This is a genomic window from Actinocorallia longicatena (assembly GCF_039534125.1).
Classification (GTDB): domain Bacteria; phylum Actinomycetota; class Actinomycetes; order Streptosporangiales; family Streptosporangiaceae; genus Actinocorallia; species Actinocorallia longicatena.
This window is the reverse complement of the sequence record NZ_BAAAUV010000010.1, coordinates 217,958-237,955: the sequence shown is the minus strand read 5'-3', so window position 1 is coordinate 237,955 and position 19,998 is coordinate 217,958. Positions and strand designations below refer to the sequence as shown.

The following is a 19,998-nucleotide window of genomic DNA, read 5'->3' as shown; positions in this document are numbered from 1 at the left end:
TCTGAGATCCAAAGGAACGAAGCATGCTCTTCTACGTGGCGCGCCGCCTGGTCTCCGGGCTGGTACTCGCGGTCATGGTCACATTGATCACCTTCCTGCTGCTCGCCCCTTCCTTCAACGGCATCGTCGGCAACCGGCTGGGGTCCGCCGCGACCCCGGAGACGGTCGCGCAGATGAAGGCCCAGATGGGACTCGACCGCCCGCTGGCGACCCAGTACGTCGACTGGCTGTCCCACGCCGTCCGGGGCGACCTGGGCAGGTCCTATTTCACCGGAATCCCCGTGCGCGACGCCGTCGAACAGCACCTCGGCGTCACCCTGTCGATCGTGCTCGTCACCCTGATGCTCACGGTCGTGGTGAGCGTCGCGCTGGGCGTGCTGGCCGCCTCCAAGGGCGGCCTGGTCGACCGCGCCGTCCAGGCGCTGTCCCTCACCGGGCACCTCATTCCGAACCTGCTCATCGCCATCGTGCTGGTCTACCTGCTGGCCGTGAAGTCCCGCTTGGTGCCGGCGACGGGCTTCACCTCCCTGGCGGACGACCCCGCCAAGTGGGCGCAGTCGATCTTCATCCCAGTGATCGCGCTGCTGATCGCGAGCGTCGCCGGGCTGACCGCCCAGGTCCGCGGCACCATGATCGACGAACTGCGCAAGGACTACGTACGCATGCTGCGCACCCGCGGCGTCCCGACCCGCTCGGTCGTGCTGCGCCACGCCTTGCGCAACGCCGCAGGGCCCGCGCTCACCGTGCTGTCGTTCGAATTCGTCGCGATGCTCGGCGGCGCGCTGATCATCGAGAAGGTGTTCGCGATCCCGGGCTTCGGCAGCTACGCCTTCGACGCCTCCCTGCAGGGAGACATCCCGATCATCATGGGCATCACCGTCTTCGCCGTTCTCCTCGTCGTGGTCGTCAACCTCACCGTCGACCTGGTGAACGGCTGGCTCAACCCGAAGGCGAGGATCTTTTGACCGCCCAAGCCCCCGCCCCGCGGCGCCGCCGCTCCCTCGCCGGACGGCTGCTGCGCGATCCGCAGGCCGTCGCCGCCGCGAGCGTCCTGCTGATCATCGTCGTCCTCGGTCTGATCGGCCCGCTGCTCACCTCGCACGGCCCGAACGAGGCGTCCCTCGACTCCATCAACGCCGACCCCGGCACCCCGGGATATCTGCTCGGCGGCGACCGCAGCGGGCAGGACATCCTGGCCAGGCTGCTGGCCTCGATCAACACCAGTGTCGTGTCCGCGCTCATCGGCACCTCGATCGCCCTGCTCGTCGGGGTGAGCGCAGGCCTGGTCGGCGGCTACTACGACCGCATCCGCGGCGGAGCCGAATGGCTCTTCAGCCTGATCATGACCTTCCCCGGGCTGCTGCTGCTCATCGTGCTGCTGCCGCTGACCAAGGGCGACTTCAAGGTCACCATGGTGATCTTCGGGGTGCTGCTGTCACCGGGCGTCTACCGGCTGACCCGCAATCTGGTCGTCGGGGTGAAGAACGAACTCTTCGTGGACGCGGCCCGCGTCTCGGGTCTGTCCGACCCACGCATCCTGCGGCGCCACGTGCTGTTCGCGGTCCGCGGCCCGGTGATCATCGCCACCGCGTTCCTGGCGGGTGCGTCCATCGGCGTCCAGTCCGGGCTGTCGTTCCTGGGCGTCGGGCCGGCCACCACCCCGAGCTTCGGCGCGATGATCGCCGGTGGTTTCGCCGAGCTGTACACCGAGCCGCTGCAGTTCGTCTGGCCGTCCCTCATGCTCGGGATGATGACGGCCTCCCTGGTCCTGTTCGGAAACGCCCTGCGGGACGCTCTCGAGGGCGCCACCCGCAAGCCGGTGAAGATCAAGCCGGTCCGTCCCGAGCCCCGCACCACCGGTGACGCGCCTGCCGGGCTCCTCGTCGTCGAGGACTTGGCGATCGCTTACCCGACGCCGTCGGGCGAGCTGCGCGAGGTCGTCAGCGGAGTGTCGCTGAGCCTGGATGCGGGCGAGACCCTCGGCCTGGTCGGCGAGTCCGGATCGGGCAAGACCCAGACGGCCTTCGCGATCCTGAGGGTTCTCCCCGCCGAGGCCGTCGTCACCAGAGGCTCGATCCGGCTCGACGGCCGCGAGATCCTGGGCCTAAAGGAAAAGGACATGCGGGCGCTGCGCGGTAGGTCGATCGCCTACGTGCCGCAGGAGCCGATGTCGAACCTGGACCCGTCGTTCACCGTCGGGGACCAGCTCGTCGAGGGGCTGCGTGCGGCCAAGGGCCTGTCCCGCAAGGAGGCCAGGGCCCAGGCGCTCGCGCTGCTGGAACGCGTCGGCATCGCCGAGCCGGAGCGGACCTTCCGCTGCTATCCCCATCAGATCTCCGGCGGCATGGCGCAGCGCGTCCTGATCGCCGGAGCGGTCGCGAGCCGACCGGTCCTGCTGATCGCCGACGAGCCGACCACCGCGCTCGATGTCACCGTCCAGGCCGAGATCCTCGACCTGCTGCGCGACCTGCAGAAGGAGCTCGGCATGGCCCTGCTCCTGGTCACCCACAACTTCGGCGTCGTCGCCGACATCTGCGACCGAATCTCCGTCATGCGCGAGGGCCAGATCGTCGAGACCGGCACGGCACTGGAGGTCTTTCGCGAGCCGGCCCACCCCTACACCCGGATGCTCCTGGACTGCGTCCTGGACGAGAACACGGTCCGCACCGATCCGCCGCCCGCCAGCGTGCCCGCCCACGCAGAGGAGGAGCAGCGATGACATCCCTGCTCGAAGTGAACGACCTGCGCCTGTCCTATCCCGGCAAAGGCTTCCGGGCCCGCCCGGCCGAGATCCTCCACGGGGTGTCCTTGACCGTCGCCGAAGGCGAGACGCTCGGGGTGGTCGGGGAGTCGGGGTCGGGCAAGACCACCATCGGACGAGCCCTGCTCGGGCTGGCCGAGCCCAGTTCGGGGAGCATCCGGTTCGACGGCCGGGACATCACCCACGTCGGGGCCAAGGAGCGCCGGCGACTCGCCCGCGACATCCAGGTCATCTTCCAGGACCCCTACACCTCCCTCAACCCGTCCCTGACGATCGGCGACATCCTCACCGAGCCACTCATCGCCCAGGGCACCCCTGCCGCGGCCGCCCGCACCCGGGTCGCCGACCTGTTGGAGCGGGTCGGCCTGCCTGAGGACGCCGCGCAGCGGCTGCCCCGGGAGTTCAGCGGCGGCCAGCGGCAACGCGTCGCCATCGCCCGGGCGCTGGCGCCCGAACCGAGACTCATCGTCTGCGACGAACCGGTCTCCGCTCTCGACCTGTCCACCCAGACGCGGGTCCTCGACCTGCTCATCGACATCCAGCGGCGGACCGGGGTGGCGTACCTGTTCATCTCCCACGACCTCGCCGTGGTCCGGCACATCAGCCACCGCGTCGCGGTCCTGTACCGGGGCGACCTCGTGGAGACCGGCCCCGCAGGTCCCGTCACGACCGCACCCGAGCACCCCTATACGCAGAAGCTGGTGCTCGCCTCGCCGGTCGCTGACCCGGTCGAACAGGAACGGCGGCGGACCGAACGCCGCAAGCTCGCCAGCAACGCGCACTAGCACGAACGGGGCCTGAAACGAATGAACGACCACCACGACCCCCGCCTCGACGGCCTCACACTCGAGGAGAAGGCGGCACTGCTGTCCGGGCGGAGCGGATGGGACACCGCCGCGATCGACCACGCCGGCATCCCGTCGATCGTGCTCACCGACGGCCCCCACGGCCTTCGCCTGCACAACCCGCAAGCCAGCGGATTCAGCTTCACCGACAGCCTGCCCGCCACCTGCTTCCCCACCGCGGCGGCCCTCGGCTCCTCCTGGGATCCCGACCTCCTCACCGCCGTCGGTGAGGCCCTCGGCCGGGAGAGCCGGACGGCCGGAGTGTCGGTCCTGCTCGGGCCCGGCGTGAACATCAAGCGGTCGCCGCTGTGCGGACGGAACTTCGAATACCTGTCGGAGGACCCGGTCGTCAGCGGAGTCCTCGGCGCGGCCCTGGTGGCAGGCGTCCAGTCGACGGGCGTCGGCGCGTCGGTGAAGCACTTCGCAGCCAACAACCAGGAGACCGATCGGATGACGGTCAGCGCCGAGGTCGACGAACGGACGCTGCGCGAGATCTATCTGGCGGGGTTCGAACGCGTGGTGAAAACCGCTTACCCGGCCACGATCATGGCTGCCTACAACAAGGTCAACGGAGTCCACGCCGCGCAGAACCCCTGGCTCCTCACCGAAATCCTGCGCAAGGAATGGGGCTTCGACGGGCTGGTCGTATCGGACTGGGGTGCCGTCCTCGACCCCGTCGCAGCCGTTGCGGCCGGGCTGGATCTGGAGATGCCCGCCACCGGCGGTCTCAGCGCGGCGGCGCTCGTCGCGGCCGTCCGGGACGGAAGGCTGGCGGAAAGCGCACTCGACCTGGCCGCCGGACGGCTGCTCCACCTGATCGAGCGAACCGCGGGCCGTGGGGAGCCGAATCCCGTCGCCGACGTCGACCAGCACCACGTGCTCGCCCGGCGGGCGGCGGCCGAATCGGCGGTCCTGCTCAAGAACGACGACGCGATCCTGCCGCTCAACACCGGCGCCGGGACCATCGCGGTCCTCGGGGAATTCGCCCGCACCCCGCGCTACCAAGGCGCCGGGAGTTCGCGGGTCAACGCGATCCGGGTGGACTCCGCGCTCGACGCGCTGACCGAGGCCGCGGGAGACCGGATCCGGTTCGCCGCCGGATTCACCCTGACCGGCGACGAGGGCGAGACGCTGATCGCTGAGGCCGTCGCCGTCGCCGGTGCGGCCGACGTCGCCGTCGTGTTCCTCGGCCTGCCCGAGGACGTCGAGTCCGAAGGCTTCGACCGCGACCGCATCGACCTGCCCGAAGCTCAGATCAAGCTGCTCGAGGCGGTCTCCGAGGTCACTTCCGAGATCGTCGTGGTGCTGGCCAACGGCGGAATCGTCCAGACGACGGGATGGGACCACCTGGCCAAGGCGATCCTTGAAGGGTGGCTCAACGGCCAGGCCGGCGGAGGCGCCATCGCCGACCTCCTGCTCGGCGTGGTCAATCCGAGCGGCAGACTCGCCGAGACGATCCCGCTGCGATTGGAGCACAACCCAGCCCATCTGAACTTCCCCGGCTCGGACGGGACAGTCCGCTACGGCGAGCGGCTGTACGTCGGCTACCGCTACTACGACACCAAGCGGATCGACGTCGCCTACCCGTTCGGCCACGGCCTGTCCTACACGACGTTCGCCTACTCCGGCCTGGCGGTCGTCGCCGAAGGCGAAGGACAGGACACGGTCGTCCGGGTGAGCGTGGAGGTGACCAACACCGGGACCGTGGCCGGGAAGGAGGTCGTCCAGATCTACGTGGGCGATATCGCGTGCACCGTGGACCGTCCGGTCCGCGAGCTCAAGGCCTTCGCCAAAGTAGATCTGGCCGCCGGGGAATCCACGGTCGTCGAGGTCGCCCTGGACGCCCGCGACCTGTCCTACTACTCCATCGCGGCGGGCACATGGGTGGTGGAACCCGGGGACTTCGAGATCGCGGTCGGCGCCTCCAGCCGCGACCTGCGACTCACGGAGGTCGTGAGCGTACAGGCGCCGCCGGTGGCGGCGAAGCTGACGCTCGACTCCTCGGTCAGCACGTGGCTGGCCCATCCCGAGGGCGGGCCGCTGCTCCAGCGCATCGGCGCGGGCCGTGTCTCAGCGCTCTCCGACCCCGTCGTGCTGCGGATGGTCGAGGAGATACCCCTCAACCGGCTCATCGCGATGAGCGGCGGCCGGCTGGCCTCGCCCGAGCTCGACGCCTTCCTCACCCGGTCCTAAGGCCTCCTCACCTCACCTTTCACCTTGAAGGAACGAACTATGCCGACCCCATCACGGGGCCCCGAGGAGATCACAGATCTCGTCTCCCGTCTCACGCTGGAGCAGAAGGCGGCGCAGCTGACCGGTTTCAGCGCCGCCGAACTGATCATCCGAGACGGTTCGACGCCCGGCCCCCTGCCCGACCCGAGCCGGATCGCGGCCCTGCGCCCGCACGGCGTGGGCCACCTGTCGCTGGCCTGGTTCCTCGGCTGGGACGCGACCAGCCTCCGCGAGGCGCTCGCCTCGATCCAGGAAGCCGTGCGCGAGGTGTCGCCGTTCGGGATCGGCGCGCTCGTCCACAACGAGGGCATCAACGGGTTCCTCCACGCCTATGCCGCCCAGTTCCCGACCGCCTGGGCCCAGGCCGCCACCTGGGATCCCGGCCTCGTCGAACGATCGGCGTCGATCACCTCGGCGCATGCCCGCGACGCCGGTGTCCAGCTGCTGTTCGCCCCGGTCATGGACATCAGCCGCGATCCCCGCTGGGGCCGGGTCCACGAGACCTACGGAGAGGATCCCGAGCTGGCGGCCCGCATGTCGGTCGCCTACGTGCGCGGCGTCCAAGGCGACGACCTGGAGAAGGGGGTGCTGGCCGCGGGCAAGCACTTCCTGGGCTACGGCGCCTCCGAAGGCGGTCTCAACACCGCGATCACCCAGCTCGGCCTCCGCGCCCTGGTGGACGAGTACGCCGAACCGTTCCGGCGCGCCATCGCCGAGGCCGGCCTGGTCGCCGTTATGAACTCCTACAACGAGATCGACGGGATCCCCTCCGCGGCCAGCCGCTGGCTGCTCACCGACCTTCTCCGCGGACAGCTGGGGTTCGACGGGCTCGTCGTCAGCGACTACGACGCGGTCAACCTGCTGCGCACCGCCTACCGCACGGCCGCGGACGAGGGGGCTGCGGCCGTGCAGGCGCTGACCGCCGGGTTGGACGTCGAACTGCCGAGCGCGGTGAACTTCACGGCCATCACCACCGAAGTGGAGAGCGGACGGCTGGAGGAGAAAGTCGTCGACCTGGCCGTGGCTCGGGTGCTCACGGCCAAGGCCCGCGCCGGCCTCATCCCCGCCTTCACCCGTCCGAGGGCGACGGAGCCCGTTCCGGTCGACGCCGGTCAGGCAGCGGAGATCAGAAAGGCGATCGCGGCCCGCTCCCTCGTCCTGCTGGACAACGACGGGACCTTGCCCCTGGCCTCCACCGGCCTCAGAGTCGTGGTGACCGGCCCCGCCGCCGACGAGCTGCGCATCCATTTCGGCGCCTACACCTCGGTCTCGCAGAGCGAGATGCCGCTCGGAATGCGCGCGGTGATGTCCGGCCAGGTGCCCGGCGTCGACCCGGCCAAGTTCGTGTTCACCGACCTCTTCCAGACCCGGCTCCCCGGCTTCGACCCGGTCTTCGAGGCCGAAGCGCACAAGATCCACCCTGAGGCGGCCACGATCGTAGAGGCGCTCCGAGCGCACGACCCGAAGATCGAGTTTGTCCCGCTGGGCGGATTTGAGGCCGAAAGGCCGCTCGACGCCGCCGCCGTCCGGGACGCGGTCTCCGACGCTGACCTCGTCATCGCGGCGGTCGGAGAACGCACCGGCTGGGTCGGGAACAACACCGCCGGAGAGGGCCAGTCGACGGCCTCACCGGCGCTCCCCGGCGACCAGGAAGAACTCCTCACGCTGATCGCCGCCGAGGGCAAACCCCTGGTCACCGTCGTCGTCTCGGGACGCCCGCTCCTGCTCGGCCCGGCCGCGGAGGCCTCCAACGCCCTGCTGCTCGCCCCGCTCCTGGGCGAGGAGGCCGGACCGGCCATCGCCGCCGCGCTGTTCGGCGCGGTCAACCCGAGCGGCAAGCTCCCCAGCACCTTCCCCCGCAGCGCCGGCCAGATCCCGATCTACCACGGCCACCACCACGGCAGCGGCTACGCCCACCCGACCGGAACCCGGCACGGCTACGGCGACCTTCCGACCCAAGGGCCCCTGTACGCCTTCGGCCACGGCCTTTCCTACACCTCCTTCGCCCTCGACGGCGACGCCGCGTACGACGACGGAAAGGTACTCACCCGGATCAGGGTGAGGAACACCGGCCCCGCGGACGGCGAGACCGTCGTCCAGGTCTACGCACGCGTCGAGCACGCCACCGTCGTCCGGCCGGTCCGGCAGCTCCTCCAGTTCGAGCGCGTGCCGCTCACCGCGGGCGAGTCCCGCACCCTCACCTTGGAAGCGCCGCTGGAGCGCCTCCACTACACGCTTCCCGACGGCCGCCGCGGCCTGGAGGCGGGAGACGTCACCGTGCTGGCCGGGTTCGGCAGCGACGACATCCGGTGGACGACGACCCTCACGCTTCCCACGCACCCCCACCAGGAGTCCTGATGATCCGCGTTTCCTTCAACGACGGCTGGCGGACCCGGCCCAAGGTGAACCCGTTCGCCGAACTCGGCGGCACACCCGTCCCCTACGCGGACGTCACCCTGCCGCACGACGCGATGATCGGACAGGACAGGGCCGCCCCCCAGGGCGAGACGACCATGGCGGGCGGCGCCGGCGCCTACTTCCCCGGGGGCGTCTTCGACTACCGCAAGACCTTCTTCGTCCCCGAGGAACACCGCGGGAAGCGGATCGCCTTCGAGTTCGAGGGCGTCTACCGCGACGCCGTCGTCTACATCAACGGCGACTACGCCGGGCAGCGACCCTACGGATACTCGCCCTTCCTGATCGACGCCGACCGGTTCCTGCGCTTCGGCCAGGACAACGAGATCCGCGTCGAAGCCCGCGCCCACCAGGACTCCCGCTGGTACACCGGCGCCGGAATCTACCGCGACACCTGGATGCTGATCGGAGAGCTCGTCCGGATCGTCCCCGGCGGCGTCCGCGTCACCACACCCGACATCGACACCGATCTGGCCTCCGTCGAGGTGGCCACGACGATCGCGAACGACACGATCGAGATCCGGACCGTCCCGGTCCGCACCCAGCTCCGCGACGCCACCGGAACCGTCGTCGCCTCCGACCATTCGACGATCACCGTGCTGCCCGGTGAGGCCGCCGTCTGCCGTCAGCGCCTCTACATCTCTGAGCCGTCCCTGTGGAGCGCCGACAGCCCGGCCCTCTACACCGCCGACGTCGAGCTCGACGAGCAGGCCGCGGTCACCACCGTCTTCGGCGTCCGGTCACTGTCCCTCGACCCCGTCCGGGGGCTGCGGATCAACGGCGAGACCGTGAAGCTCCGCGGCGCCTGCGTCCACCACGACAACGGCATCCTCGGAGCGGCGACCCACCCCGACGCCGAGGAGCGCCGGGTGCGGCTGCTCAAGGAGGCCGGGTTCAACGCGATCCGCATGTCCCACCAGCCGATGAGCCGGGCCATGCTCGACGCCTGTGACCGGCACGGCGTCCTGGTGATCGACGAGGCGTTCGACATGTGGACGTCGGCCAAGAGCGACTTCGACTACAGCCTCGCCTTCCCCGAATGGTGGGAGCGCGACATCGAGGCGATGGTCGCCAACGACTTCAACCACCCCAGCGTGATCATTTACTCGATCGGCAACGAGATCCCCGAAGTGGGGACGCCGGCGGGCGCCGCCTGGGGCCGCCGCCTCGCCGAGAAGGTCCGCGCCCTCGACGACACCCGGTACGTCACCAACGGCATCAACGGCATGCTCGCCGTCCTGGACGACCTGCGCGCGATGATGCGGCCCGCCGAAGGCAGCGCCGAGGAGACCCAGGGCATCAACCAGGCGATGGCCGACGCCGGCACGGCCATGGACCGCGTGAACGCCTCGGAGTTCGTGACGGGCAAGACCGCCGAGTCCTTCGCCCTCCTGGACGTCGCCGGAATGAACTACGCCGAAGTCCGCTACGCCATGGACCGTGACCTGTTCCCCAACCGGATCATCGTCGGCACCGAGACCTTCCCCACCCGGATCGACGGCAACTGGCGGCTCGTCCAGGACCACGACCACGTGATCGGCGACTTCACCTGGACCGGCTGGGACTATCTCGGCGAGGTCGGGATCGGCCGTCCGCAGTACCTCACCGAGCAGACCCCGCGCCCCGTCCACACCGCCCCCTACCCCTATCTGCTGGCGCACACCGGTGACCTCGACATCACCGGCCACCGCCGCCCCGTCTCCTACTACCGCGAGATCGTGTTCGGCCTGCGGACGGAGCCCTACATCGCCGTCCGCCGCCCTGAGCACCACGGCAAGACCTGGGCGGGAAGCCCCTGGGCGTGGACCGACACGCTCGCCACCTGGACCTGGCCGGGCTTCGAGAACGCCCCCGTCACCGTCGAGGTCTACAGCTCCGCCGACGAAGTGGAGCTCCTGATCGACGGAGACTCGCTCGGCCGGCGGCTGGCGGGCCCCGCCGAACGTTTCCGGACCGAGTTCGAGACCGTCTACCGGCCGGGCGAGCTGGTTGCGGTCTCCTACTCCAGTGGGATCGAGACCGGCCGGCACTTTCTCCTCTCTGCCCATGACGACCTCCGACTCCAGATGGACGCCGAACGGGCGACGATCGGCATGGACGGTCTCGGTTTCGTGGCTGTGAGCCTCCGCGACCGGGCGGGAACGCTCCATACCGGGGCCGACCGCAGCGTCAGCTTGGAGATTCAGGGAGATGGCCTCCTCGTGGGGTTCGGGAGCGCCGCGCCGGCCACCGAGGAGCGGTTCGACGCCGACGAGCGCCGCACCTATGAGGGGCGAGTGCTGGCGGTCGTCCGCCCGACGGGGCCGGGAAAGATCCGGCTGGTCGCCACCGCACCGGGCTGCGAGCCCGCCGACGCCGTCATCACCGTCGAAGAGGCGGACGTCCGATGATCGACAGAGAGGCCGTCGTCCGGCGGCACACCATCGAGCTGGCCGAACCCGATCCGGCCCTTCCGCTGACGGTCGGCAACGGCGACTTCGCCTATACCGCGGACATCACCGGCATGCAGACCTTCCCCGGGTTTCACGACCAGGTCAGCGCCCACCGTTCCGGACGACTGGCCGTGGACACCGCGACCTTGACGACCTGGGGTTGGCACTCGATGCCCGCTTCCGAAGCGTGGGGTCTCGCCGACGCGATGACCGTGCATCAGTCCGCACGCGGACCCGTCGCCTACCCCGACAAATTCGACATGATGGCGGTCTTCGGTGGGGAGATCACGGAGGAGTTCCGGGCAGGGACCTGGCTTCATGTCAATCCCCACCGCCTCGACCTCGGCAGAATCGGTCTCGTTCTACGGACGTCTCCTGGTGCCGCCCCCGAAACCGACCCGGCGGCGCTGAGCGGCGTCCGCCAGCGACTTGACCTGTGGACCGGTGAGCTGAGCAGCGCGTTCACCTACGCGGGCCACGAGGTGAGGATCAGTACCGTCGCGGATCCGGACCAGTCACGCGTGGCCTTCAGAATCGAGTCGGAACTGCTGGCCGCCGGACTCGCGAGCGTCTGTCTGCGATTCCCCTACCCCTCCGACGGGTTTTATCAGACCGCTGACTGGACGGCGTCCGACCGGCACCGGACCGCCCTGGAAGGCCCGGCCGGAAACGCCTGCCGGTTCCACCGGACCCTCGACGAAACCACCTACACAGCGGACCTGACCTGGTCGACGGGCACTTTGGAAGCCGAGGACCAGCACACCTACACCTTGTCGTCAGACGGGAGCTCGATCGACGTCGTCATCGCGTTCGGGCCGGATGTCCCGGCCCTCCCGACACGAGCCGAGTTCGAGACGATACGCGCTGCGTCGGCGAGCTTCTGGGAGGCGTTCTGGCGCTCCGGCGCGGCCGTCGATTTCACCGGCAGCACCGATCCCCGTGCCGCTGAACTGGAGCGCCGCATCGTCCTGTCGCAGTACCTGACGGCGGTGAACTGCTCGGGGACCATGCCGCCGCAGGAGACCGGCCTGGTCACCAATTCCTGGCATGGGAAGTCCCATCTGGAGATGCACTGGTGGCACGCGGCCCACTTCGCCGCGTGGGGGCGTCCGGAGCTGCTCGAACGGTCGATGGACTGGTACCTGTCGATCATGGGGGAAGCGCGCGCCACCGCACGTCGGCAACGGTATGAGGGCGTCCGCTGGCCCAAGCAGGTCGGCCCCGACGGGAGGGAGAGCCCGAGCGAGATCGGCGCGTTCCTCATCTGGCAGCAACCCCACCCGCTCTATCTCCTCGAGCTGCTCTACCGGCGAGCCGACGCCGCGGCCGGGGAGAAGCTCCTCCTGCGGTTCGCTGACCTCGTCGCGCAGACCGCACGGTTCATGGCCTCCTTCGCCGAGGAACGCGACGGCCGCTTCCACTTGGCCGCTCCGCTCATGCCCGCGCAGGAGTTCTACACCGCCGGCAGCACGGAGGACCCCACCTTCGAGCTTGCCTACTGGTGGTGGGGCCTGGAGGTCGCGCAGCTCTGGCGAGAGCGTCTCGGACTCGAACGCGATCAAGGCCTGCGACGGGTTCAGGACGGCCTGGCCCTGCCGCACCGGGTTGATGGCGTCTATTCCGCAATCGCCACGGAACCTTACCTGCGGCGCGACGATCATCCTTCCCTGTTGTGCGCCTTGGGAGTGGTGCCTGCCACTCCGCTCATCGACCCCCGGGTCATGGCGAGCACCTTCAAAGACGTCCAGGGTTCCTGGGATTGGAACACCGCGTGGGGCTGGGATTTCCCGGTAATGGCCATGACCGCCGCCCGCCTGGGGCGTCCGGACGCGGCGGTCGATGCCCTGCTCATGGAGACCCCGAAAAATCAGTTCCTGGCTACCGGTCATAGCCCCCAGATCGGCAGTTTCCTGCCGATCTACCTCCCGTCCAACGGAGCGCTCCTCGCCGCCGTCTCCCTCATGATCGGCGGCTGGGACGGCTCCAACGCATGCCCGGGCTTCCCCGAAGACGGGACCTGGACCATCGCCCACGAAGGATTCAGCCCATGGCCATGACCAAGACGGAACCGGGGTTCCTGTGGGGGGCGGCCACCGCCCCCCACCAGGTCGAGGGGAACAACGTCAACAGCGACTGGTGGGCGCGGGAACTCCGGATCCCCGGCGGAGAGCTCAGCGGCGACGCTTGCGACAGCTATCACCGGTACGCCGAGGACATGCGGCTGCTCGCCAAGGCGGGACTCAACGCCTACCGCTTCGGCCTCGAATGGGCCCGGATCGAACCCAGCCCCGGACGCTTCTCCAATGCCGAACTCGCCCACTACCGGCGCATGATCGACACCGCGATCGACTTCGGCCTCACTCCGATCGTCACCCTGCACCACTTCACCAACCCCCGCTGGTTCGTCGAAGAGGGCGGCTGGACGGGCGTCACGGCCGTCGCGCGTTTCGAGGCCTACGTCCGCAAGGCCGCCACGATCCTCGACGGGGTCGACTGGATCTGCACTCTGAACGAACCCAACATGCTCGCCCTGATGGTGGGCCTGAGCCGAGCCGCCCGGCGGGGCGAGCCCACCGCGGTCACACCGACCGTCGAGGGGCAGGACGGCTTCCCCGTTCTGCCCGATCCCGACCCCGAGATCGGCCGTCTCCTCATCGGCGTCCATCACGCGGCCCGCGAGATCTTGAAGAAGGAGACCTCCGCGGCGGTCGGGTGGACGGTGGCCTGCCAGGCGCTCACCGCCACCCCCGGCAACGAGGACAGGCTCCTCGAGGTCCGCCACGTCCGCGAGGACCTCTATCTGGAGGCGGCCCGCGGCGATGACTTCATCGGCGTCCAGGCCTACTCCAGCCAACAGGTCGACGCGAACGGCGTCGTCCCGCATCCGCCGTCGCCGACCAACACCCTGACCGGCAACGCCTACCGGCCCGACGCCCTCGGCATCGCCGTCCGGCACGCCGCGAAGGTGACCGGCGTGCCCGTGCTGGTCACGGAGAACGGCATCGCGATCGCCGACGACTCCCGCCGCGTCGACTACACCTCCAAGGCCCTGCGCGGCCTGTTCGCCGCCATGGACGACGGCGTCGACGTCCGCGGCTACCTGCACTGGTCGGCCCTGGACAACTTCGAATGGGGCCACTGGAAGCCGACCTTCGGCCTGATCGCCGTCGACCGCGAGACCTTCGCACGCACACCCAAGCCGAGCCTGTTCTGGCTGGGCCACGTCGCCCGCCACGGCCACCCCTGACCATGAGGAACAACGCTATGAACGAGGCCGAGCTCCGCGCGGAGCTGACCGCCCTGCACCAGACACTCGTCGAGACCGCCCTGGTGGCCTGGACCGCCGGCAACGTCTCGGCACGGGTGGCAGATGACCGCTTCCTGATCAAGCCGAGCGGCGTCCCCTACGAGCGGCTGACCCCCGAGTCCATGGTGCTGTGCGACATGGACGGACGTCCGGTCGAGGACTCTGCGCTCAAACCGTCCAGCGACGTGTTCGCCCACGCCTACGTCTACCGGCACCGGCCGGACATCGGGGGAGTGGTCCACACCCATTCCACCTACGCCACCGCGTGGGCGGCCCGGAACGAGGCGATCCCGTGCGTGCTCACCGCCATGGCGGACGAGTTCGGCGGCGAGATCCCGGTCGGTCCGTTCGCCATGATCGGCGGCGAGGACATCGGCAAGGGCATCGTCGAGACTCTCGAGGGCCACCGCAGCCCGGCCATCCTGATGCGCAACCACGGCGTGTTCACCATCGGCGGTTCCCCGCGCGCCGCGGTCAAGGCCGCGGTGATGTGCGAGGACGTCGCCCGCACCGTCCATCTGTCCCGCCAGCTCGGCGAGCCGCTGCCACTGGCGGCCGGCGACGTCGACCACCTGTACGACCGCTACCAGAACGCCTACGGCCAATGACCGACACCACACCGCAGGAGAACACGATGACGCGGGATCAGTGCGAGATCTGGTTCGTCACGGGAAGCCAGGGACTGTACGGGCCCGACACTTTGAAGCAGGTCGCCGACCAGTCCCGCTCCATCGCCGACCGCCTCGCCGGCGGCCTGCCGGTGCGGCTGCGCTGGCTGCCGGTGCTGACCGACGCCGCCGCGATCCGCAAGGTGTGCCTGGAGGCCAACGCCGACGACGCGTGCGTCGGCCTGATCGCCTGGATGCACACCTTCTCCCCGGCGAAGATGTGGATCGCCGGGCTGGACGCCCTCGACAAGCCGCTGCTGCACCTGCACACGCAGGCGAACGTCGACCTGCCGTGGGCCTCCATCGACATGGACTTCATGAACCTCAACCAGGCCGCGCACGGCGACCGCGAGTTCGGGTACATCCAGGCGCGCCTCGGCGTACCGCGCAAGACCGTCGCCGGGCATGTCTCCGATCCGTCGGTCATCTCCCGCGTCGCCGGCTGGGCCAGAGCCGCGATCGGCCGCGCCGAACTGCGGACCCTGAAGCTGGCCCGGTTCGGCGACAACATGCGGGACGTCGCCGTCACCGAGGGCGACAAGGTCGAAGCCCAGCTCCGGTTCGGCGTCTCGGTCAACACCTACGGAGTGAACGACCTCGTCGACGTCGTCGAGCAGGTCGGCGACAGCGATGTCACGGCGCTTGTGGCGGAGTATGAGGACCTCTACGAGGTCGCCCCCGAGCTGCGCGCGGGCGGGACACGCCATGACTCGCTCCGCTACGGGGCCCGGATCGAGCTCGGCCTGCGGGCCTTCCTCGCCGAGGGCGGATTCGGTGCGTTCACCACGAACTTCGAAGACCTCGGCGGCCTGCGTCAGCTGCCCGGCCTGGCGGTCCAGCGGATGATGGCCGACGGCTACGGCTTCGGCGGCGAGGGTGACTGGAAGACCTCGGCGCTGCTGCGCACCCTCAAGAGCGCCGCCGTCGGGCTGCCGGGCGGCACGTCCTTCATGGAGGACTACACCTACCACCTCACCCCCGGCCAGCAGGTCATTCTCGGCGCCCACATGCTGGAGGTCTGCCCCACCATCGCCGCGGGCAAGCCGACCCTGGAGATCCATCCCCTCGGCATCGGCGGCAGAGAAGACCCCGTACGGCTCGTCTTCGACGCCGACCCCGGGGAAGCCGTCGTCATCGGTCTCGTCGACATGGGGGAGCGGTTCCGGCTGGTCGCCAACGAGGTCGACGTCGTCCCGCCCCTCGAACCGCTGCCGAGGCTCCCGGTCGCCCGTGCCGTATGGCGGCCGCGGCCCGACCTCGGCACCTCCGCCGAGGCGTGGCTGACCGCCGGCGGTCCCCACCACACCGTGCTGACCCGCGCCCTGGACACCGACACGCTCCACGACCTCGCCGAGATGGTCGGCGTCGAACTGCTCGTCATCGACGCCGCGACCACGACCCGGCGGTTCACGCAGGAGCTCCGCTGGAACCAGGCCTACCACCGCCTCGCCCAGGGCTTGTAAAGGGGATGTCCATGACCGAAGACCACCGCTACACCGTCGGAGTCGACTTCGGGACGCTGTCCGGCCGGGCCGTCGTCGTGCGGGTGAGCGACGGCGCCGAGCTCGGCGCCGCCGTCCACGCCTACGCTCACGGCGTCATCGACCATGCCCTGCCGGACGGCACCCCGCTCGCTCCCGACTGGGCGCTTCAAGCCCCCTCGGACTGGATCGACGTCCTCAAGATCGCTGTGCCGCAGGCGCTGGCGGACTCCGGCGTCGATCCCTCCCAGGTGATCGGGATCGGAACGGACTTCACCGCCTGCACGATCCTCCCCACCACCGCCGAGGGAACACCGCTGTCCGACCTGTTTCCCCGTCGGCCTCACGCGTGGCCCAAACTGTGGAAACACCACGCCGCCCAAGCTCAGGCCGACCGGATCAACTCCCTGGCCGCCGAGGGGTGCGAGCCCTGGCTGCCGAGGTATGGAGGCAAGATCTCCGCTGAGTGGGCCTTCGCCAAGGGCCTGCAGCTCCTGGAGGAAGATCCGGAGATCTACCGGCGGGCCCAGCGGTGGATCGAAGCCGCCGACTGGATCGTGTGGCAGCTCACCGGAGTCGAGACCCGCAACGTCTGCACCGCGGGATACAAGGCGATCCATCAGGACGGCGCCTACCCGTCCGAGCAGTTCCTGACGACCCTCAATCCGGGCTTCGTCCACTTCACCGACAAGCTCGGCCACGACCTCGCGCCGCTGGGCGGCCGCGCCGGAGGCCTCTGCGCATCGGCTTCCCGGTGGACCGGCCTGCCCGAAGGGATCGCGGTCGCGGTCGGCAACGTCGACGCCCACGTCACCGCCGTTGCAGCCGACGCCGTCCGGCCCGGCCAGATGGTCGCCATTATGGGCACCTCGACCTGCCACATCATGCCCTCGGACCGATTCTCCGAGGTTCCGGGCATGTGCGGGGCCGTCAAGGACGGCATCGTGCCCGGCCTGTGGGGTTATGAGGCGGGCCAGTCGGGTGTCGGCGACATCTTCGCCTGGTTCATCGAGAACTCCGTCCCCGCCGCCTATGAGAACGCGGCGGTGCAGGCGGGCCTGACCATGCACGAGCACCTCACCGCGCTCGCCGAGGTCCAGCGGGTCGGGGCACACGGCCTCGTCGCCCTCGACTGGCACAACGGCAACCGGTCGCCCCTCGTCGACCACGACCTGTCCGGCCTCATCGTCGGGCAGACCCTCGCCACCCGCCCAGAAGACGTCTACCGGGCCCTCATCGAGGCCACCGCCTTCGGAGCCCGTCTCATCGTGGAGACCTTCGAGAAGGCGGGCGTTCCGGTGGAGGAGTTCGTCGTCGCGGGAGGCCTGGCCAAGAACACCTTCCTCATGCAGACCTACGCCGACATCCTCGACCGCCCCCTGTCGGTGATCGACTCCGCTCAGGGACCCGCCCTGGGCTCGGCCATCCACGCCGCCGTCGCCGCCAGCGCCCACCCGGACATCACCACGGCCGCCTCGGCCATGGGCGGCCGGACCACCGCCGTCTACACCCCCGACCCGGACCGTGCTCGCACCTACGACGCCCTGTACGGCCTGTATGTGGACCTGAAGGAGCGGTTCGCGGACGGTTCGATCATGCATGCGCTCCACGCGTTGAAGAACGGCGGAGCGGCTCGGAAAGGAAACGCATGAACTACGATCCGATCATCCCCGGGTTCTTCCCCGATCCGTCGATCTGCCGGGTCGGTGACGACTACTACCTCGCCACCTCCAGCTTCGAGTACTTCCCCGGCGTGCCGATCTTCCACAGCCGGAACCTGACGGAGTGGGAGCAGATCGGCAACATCCTCGACCGGCCGGCCCAGCTGAACGTCGCACCAGGGCAGGCCCAGGCCAGCTCGGGGATCTTCGCTCCGACCTTGCGCCACCACGACGGACACTTCTGGCTGATCACCTCCAACTTCAACGACATCCGCAAAGGCCATCTCATCGTGCGGGCCGACGACCCGGCCGGCGACTGGAGCGACCCGGTCTACACCGAGGGCGCCATCGGCATCGACCCCGATCTGACCTGGGACGAGGACGGCACCTGCCACCTGACATGGTCGATGCTGGGCATCATGCAAGCCGAGATCGACCCCTACAGCGGACGGCTGCTGTCAGCTCCCCGGAAGATGTGGAACGGCACCGGGCTCGCCCACCCCGAAGGCCCGCACGTCTTCTCCCGTGACGGCTGGTGGTATCTCCTCATCGCCGAGGGAGGCACCGGCCCCGGCCACAGCGTCTCCATCGCCCGTTCCCGCTCCGCGACCGGCCCGTTCGAGGCACATCCCGGCAATCCGATCCTGTCCCACCGCAGCACCGACCATCCGGTGCAGAACACCGGCCACGCCGACATGGTCGAGCTCGCCGACGGCCGCTGGGCCATGGTCCACCTCGGCGTCCGTCCGCACGGCACGCACCCGCACTGGCACGTCAACGGCCGCGAGACGTTCCTGACCGGCATCGACTGGCAGGACTGCTGGCCGGTGGTCGTGGAGGACGCCTTCACCGTCCCGGCGGCGGACACCTCCTTCACCGACGACTTCTCCACCGGCCGCCTGCACCCCCGCTGGATCTCACCCGGCGCCGATCCCCGCACATTCGTCCAGCCCGCGCCTGAGGGAGGTGCCGTCCTGCTCGCCGGACGAACGCCGGAATCCCGCGCGGCCGAACGCCTGCTGGCCGTACGGGCGCGCGACACCGGCTGGCAGGCCTCTGCGACCGTGCCGGAAGGCGACGCGGCCCTCATCGTCCGTATCGACGATGCCCACTGGGCCGCCGTCGAACGACGCGGCGACGTCCTGTCAGCGCGCATGGTCATCGGCCCGCTCGACCAGACCCTCGCAGCCGTCACGGCCGTGGGCGCCGACCATCCGCTGGGGATCCGAGCCGTCCCGACCACCGACGACCTCATGAGCCGCGAAGGCCCCGACCGGATCGAACTCGGCCACCTCCTCGACGGAGCCTTCCATCCGATCGCCTCCGTCGACGGCCGTTACCTGTCCACTGAGGTCGCCGGCGGTTTCACCGGCCGCACGATCGGCGTCGAGGCTCTGGGCGCGAACGCCGTCCTCGCCGACTTCACCTACACCGCTGAGCGGCTGTCCGGTTGAGCAGGTCGAGCGGTCCTTGCCAGCACGCCGTCGAGGAACAGCGCGACGGCGTGCCGGAGGTGCCGCTCTTCCTCCTCCGGTGTCCGGCGGATTCCATAGGCGGCCAGCCAGGCGGGGAGAGCGCCGACCATGGCGAAGAAATGCTCAGCGGTGAGCTCGACATCCGGGACGGCCATCGTTGCTTCCTGTTCGTACCGGCGCAGGAGGTCGACGATCGTCTGGAGGTGCGGCGACCAGGCCAGCGTGCGCGTGCTCGCCGCGAACTCGGGGAAGCGTTCCGACTCGGCGATCGCCATCCTGTTGATCCGGACGATGTCGGGATCGACCGAGCGGGCAAGAATCCCTCGGGCGACGATGAGGAGGGCGTCGGCGGGTTCGTCGGGCAACGGGCCCAACGCCCGCACATCGCGGACCTGCCTGGTCAGCGCCCACGCGCTCACCGCGAGGAACAGGGTCCTCTTGTCGGGGAAGCGGCCGTACAGCGTGCTCTTGGTGACGCCCGCCGCCTGCGCGACCGCCTCCATCGACGTCCCGTCATATCCGCACGCCAGGAACGTGTCGACGGCCGCCTGACGGATCCGCTCAGCGATCTTCGTCGCCTCAGCCGACGTCGGCCGTCCCGCTCGGGAACGCTGTTCACTAGTCACAAGGTAACCATACGAAGACGTCGGCTTTCGCGTCAAAGACCCTCACTAATACGCATGAGCCATTGACAGAAAATCAGACGCAGCCGTACGTTTAA

13 protein-coding genes are annotated in these 19,998 nt (G+C 69.5%); 12 read left to right on the top strand and 1 reads right to left on the bottom strand.

Translation table 11 applies throughout. The features are described from left to right. Positions 1–23 precede the first annotated feature (23 nt). The 12 genes from ABD785_RS21975 to ABD785_RS21920 are packed head-to-tail and all read left to right on the top strand — an operon-like array spanning position 24 to position 19,256. Positions 24–965 (top strand): ABC transporter permease, encoded by a 942-nt coding sequence (locus tag ABD785_RS21975; RefSeq protein ID WP_344831338.1) that lies wholly within the window; start codon positions 24–26, stop codon positions 963–965. Further along, positions 962–2,719: a dipeptide/oligopeptide/nickel ABC transporter permease/ATP-binding protein gene (locus ABD785_RS21970; protein ID WP_344831336.1), complete on the top strand. Its 1,758-nt coding sequence runs from the start codon at positions 962–964 to the stop codon at positions 2,717–2,719. The genes ABD785_RS21975 and ABD785_RS21970 overlap by 4 nt, the downstream gene beginning before the upstream one ends. Beyond that, positions 2,716–3,546 (top strand): ATP-binding cassette domain-containing protein, encoded by an 831-nt coding sequence (locus ABD785_RS21965; RefSeq protein ID WP_344831334.1) that lies wholly within the window; start codon positions 2,716–2,718, stop codon positions 3,544–3,546. Before ABD785_RS21970 ends, ABD785_RS21965 begins: the two co-directional genes overlap by 4 nt. A gap of 21 nt (positions 3,547–3,567) precedes the next feature. Then, entirely contained in the window at positions 3,568–5,799 is a 2,232-nt protein-coding gene (locus ABD785_RS21960; RefSeq protein WP_344831331.1) for a glycoside hydrolase family 3 C-terminal domain-containing protein, read from the top strand. A 39-nt stretch (positions 5,800–5,838) separates the two neighbouring features. Next, positions 5,839–8,196, top strand: a complete 2,358-nt coding sequence (locus ABD785_RS21955) for a glycoside hydrolase family 3 N-terminal domain-containing protein (protein ID WP_344831329.1) — start codon at positions 5,839–5,841, stop codon at positions 8,194–8,196. Beyond that, a complete protein-coding gene (locus ABD785_RS21950; RefSeq protein ID WP_344831326.1) occupies positions 8,196–10,643 on the top strand; it encodes a glycoside hydrolase family 2 TIM barrel-domain containing protein in 2,448 nt (815 codons plus the stop codon). The genes ABD785_RS21955 and ABD785_RS21950 overlap by 1 nt, the downstream gene beginning before the upstream one ends. After that, complete coding sequence (locus ABD785_RS21945) at positions 10,640–12,742, top strand: hypothetical protein (RefSeq protein ID WP_344831324.1); 2,103 nt, start codon at positions 10,640–10,642, stop codon at positions 12,740–12,742. Before ABD785_RS21950 ends, ABD785_RS21945 begins: the two co-directional genes overlap by 4 nt. Continuing rightward, a complete protein-coding gene (locus ABD785_RS21940) occupies positions 12,739–13,932 on the top strand; it encodes a glycoside hydrolase family 1 protein (RefSeq protein ID WP_344831322.1) in 1,194 nt (397 codons plus the stop codon). Before ABD785_RS21945 ends, ABD785_RS21940 begins: the two co-directional genes overlap by 4 nt. A gap of 17 nt (positions 13,933–13,949) precedes the next feature. Continuing rightward, on the top strand, positions 13,950–14,600 hold the full coding sequence (locus tag ABD785_RS21935) for an L-ribulose-5-phosphate 4-epimerase (protein WP_344831319.1): 651 nt from the start codon (positions 13,950–13,952) through the stop codon (positions 14,598–14,600). A gap of 26 nt (positions 14,601–14,626) precedes the next feature. Then, the gene (gene araA / locus ABD785_RS21930; protein ID WP_344831317.1) at positions 14,627–16,123 is read left to right on the top strand and encodes an L-arabinose isomerase; all 1,497 of its coding nucleotides are present in this window, start codon (positions 14,627–14,629) and stop codon (positions 16,121–16,123) included. 11 nt (positions 16,124–16,134) lie between these two features. Further along, the gene (gene araB / locus ABD785_RS21925) at positions 16,135–17,793 is read left to right on the top strand and encodes a ribulokinase (RefSeq protein ID WP_344831315.1); all 1,659 of its coding nucleotides are present in this window, start codon (positions 16,135–16,137) and stop codon (positions 17,791–17,793) included. Then, positions 17,790–19,256: a glycoside hydrolase family 43 protein gene (locus tag ABD785_RS21920; RefSeq protein WP_344831313.1), complete on the top strand. Its 1,467-nt coding sequence runs from the start codon at positions 17,790–17,792 to the stop codon at positions 19,254–19,256. The genes araB and ABD785_RS21920 overlap by 4 nt, the downstream gene beginning before the upstream one ends. Here the strand turns inward: ABD785_RS21920 and ABD785_RS21915 are convergent. After that, positions 19,229–19,903 (bottom strand): TetR/AcrR family transcriptional regulator, encoded by a 675-nt coding sequence (locus tag ABD785_RS21915; protein WP_344831311.1) that lies wholly within the window; start codon positions 19,901–19,903, stop codon positions 19,229–19,231. The two genes, ABD785_RS21920 and ABD785_RS21915, sit on opposite strands and share 28 nt — an antisense overlap. Between the last annotated feature and the right edge of the window lie 95 nt (positions 19,904–19,998).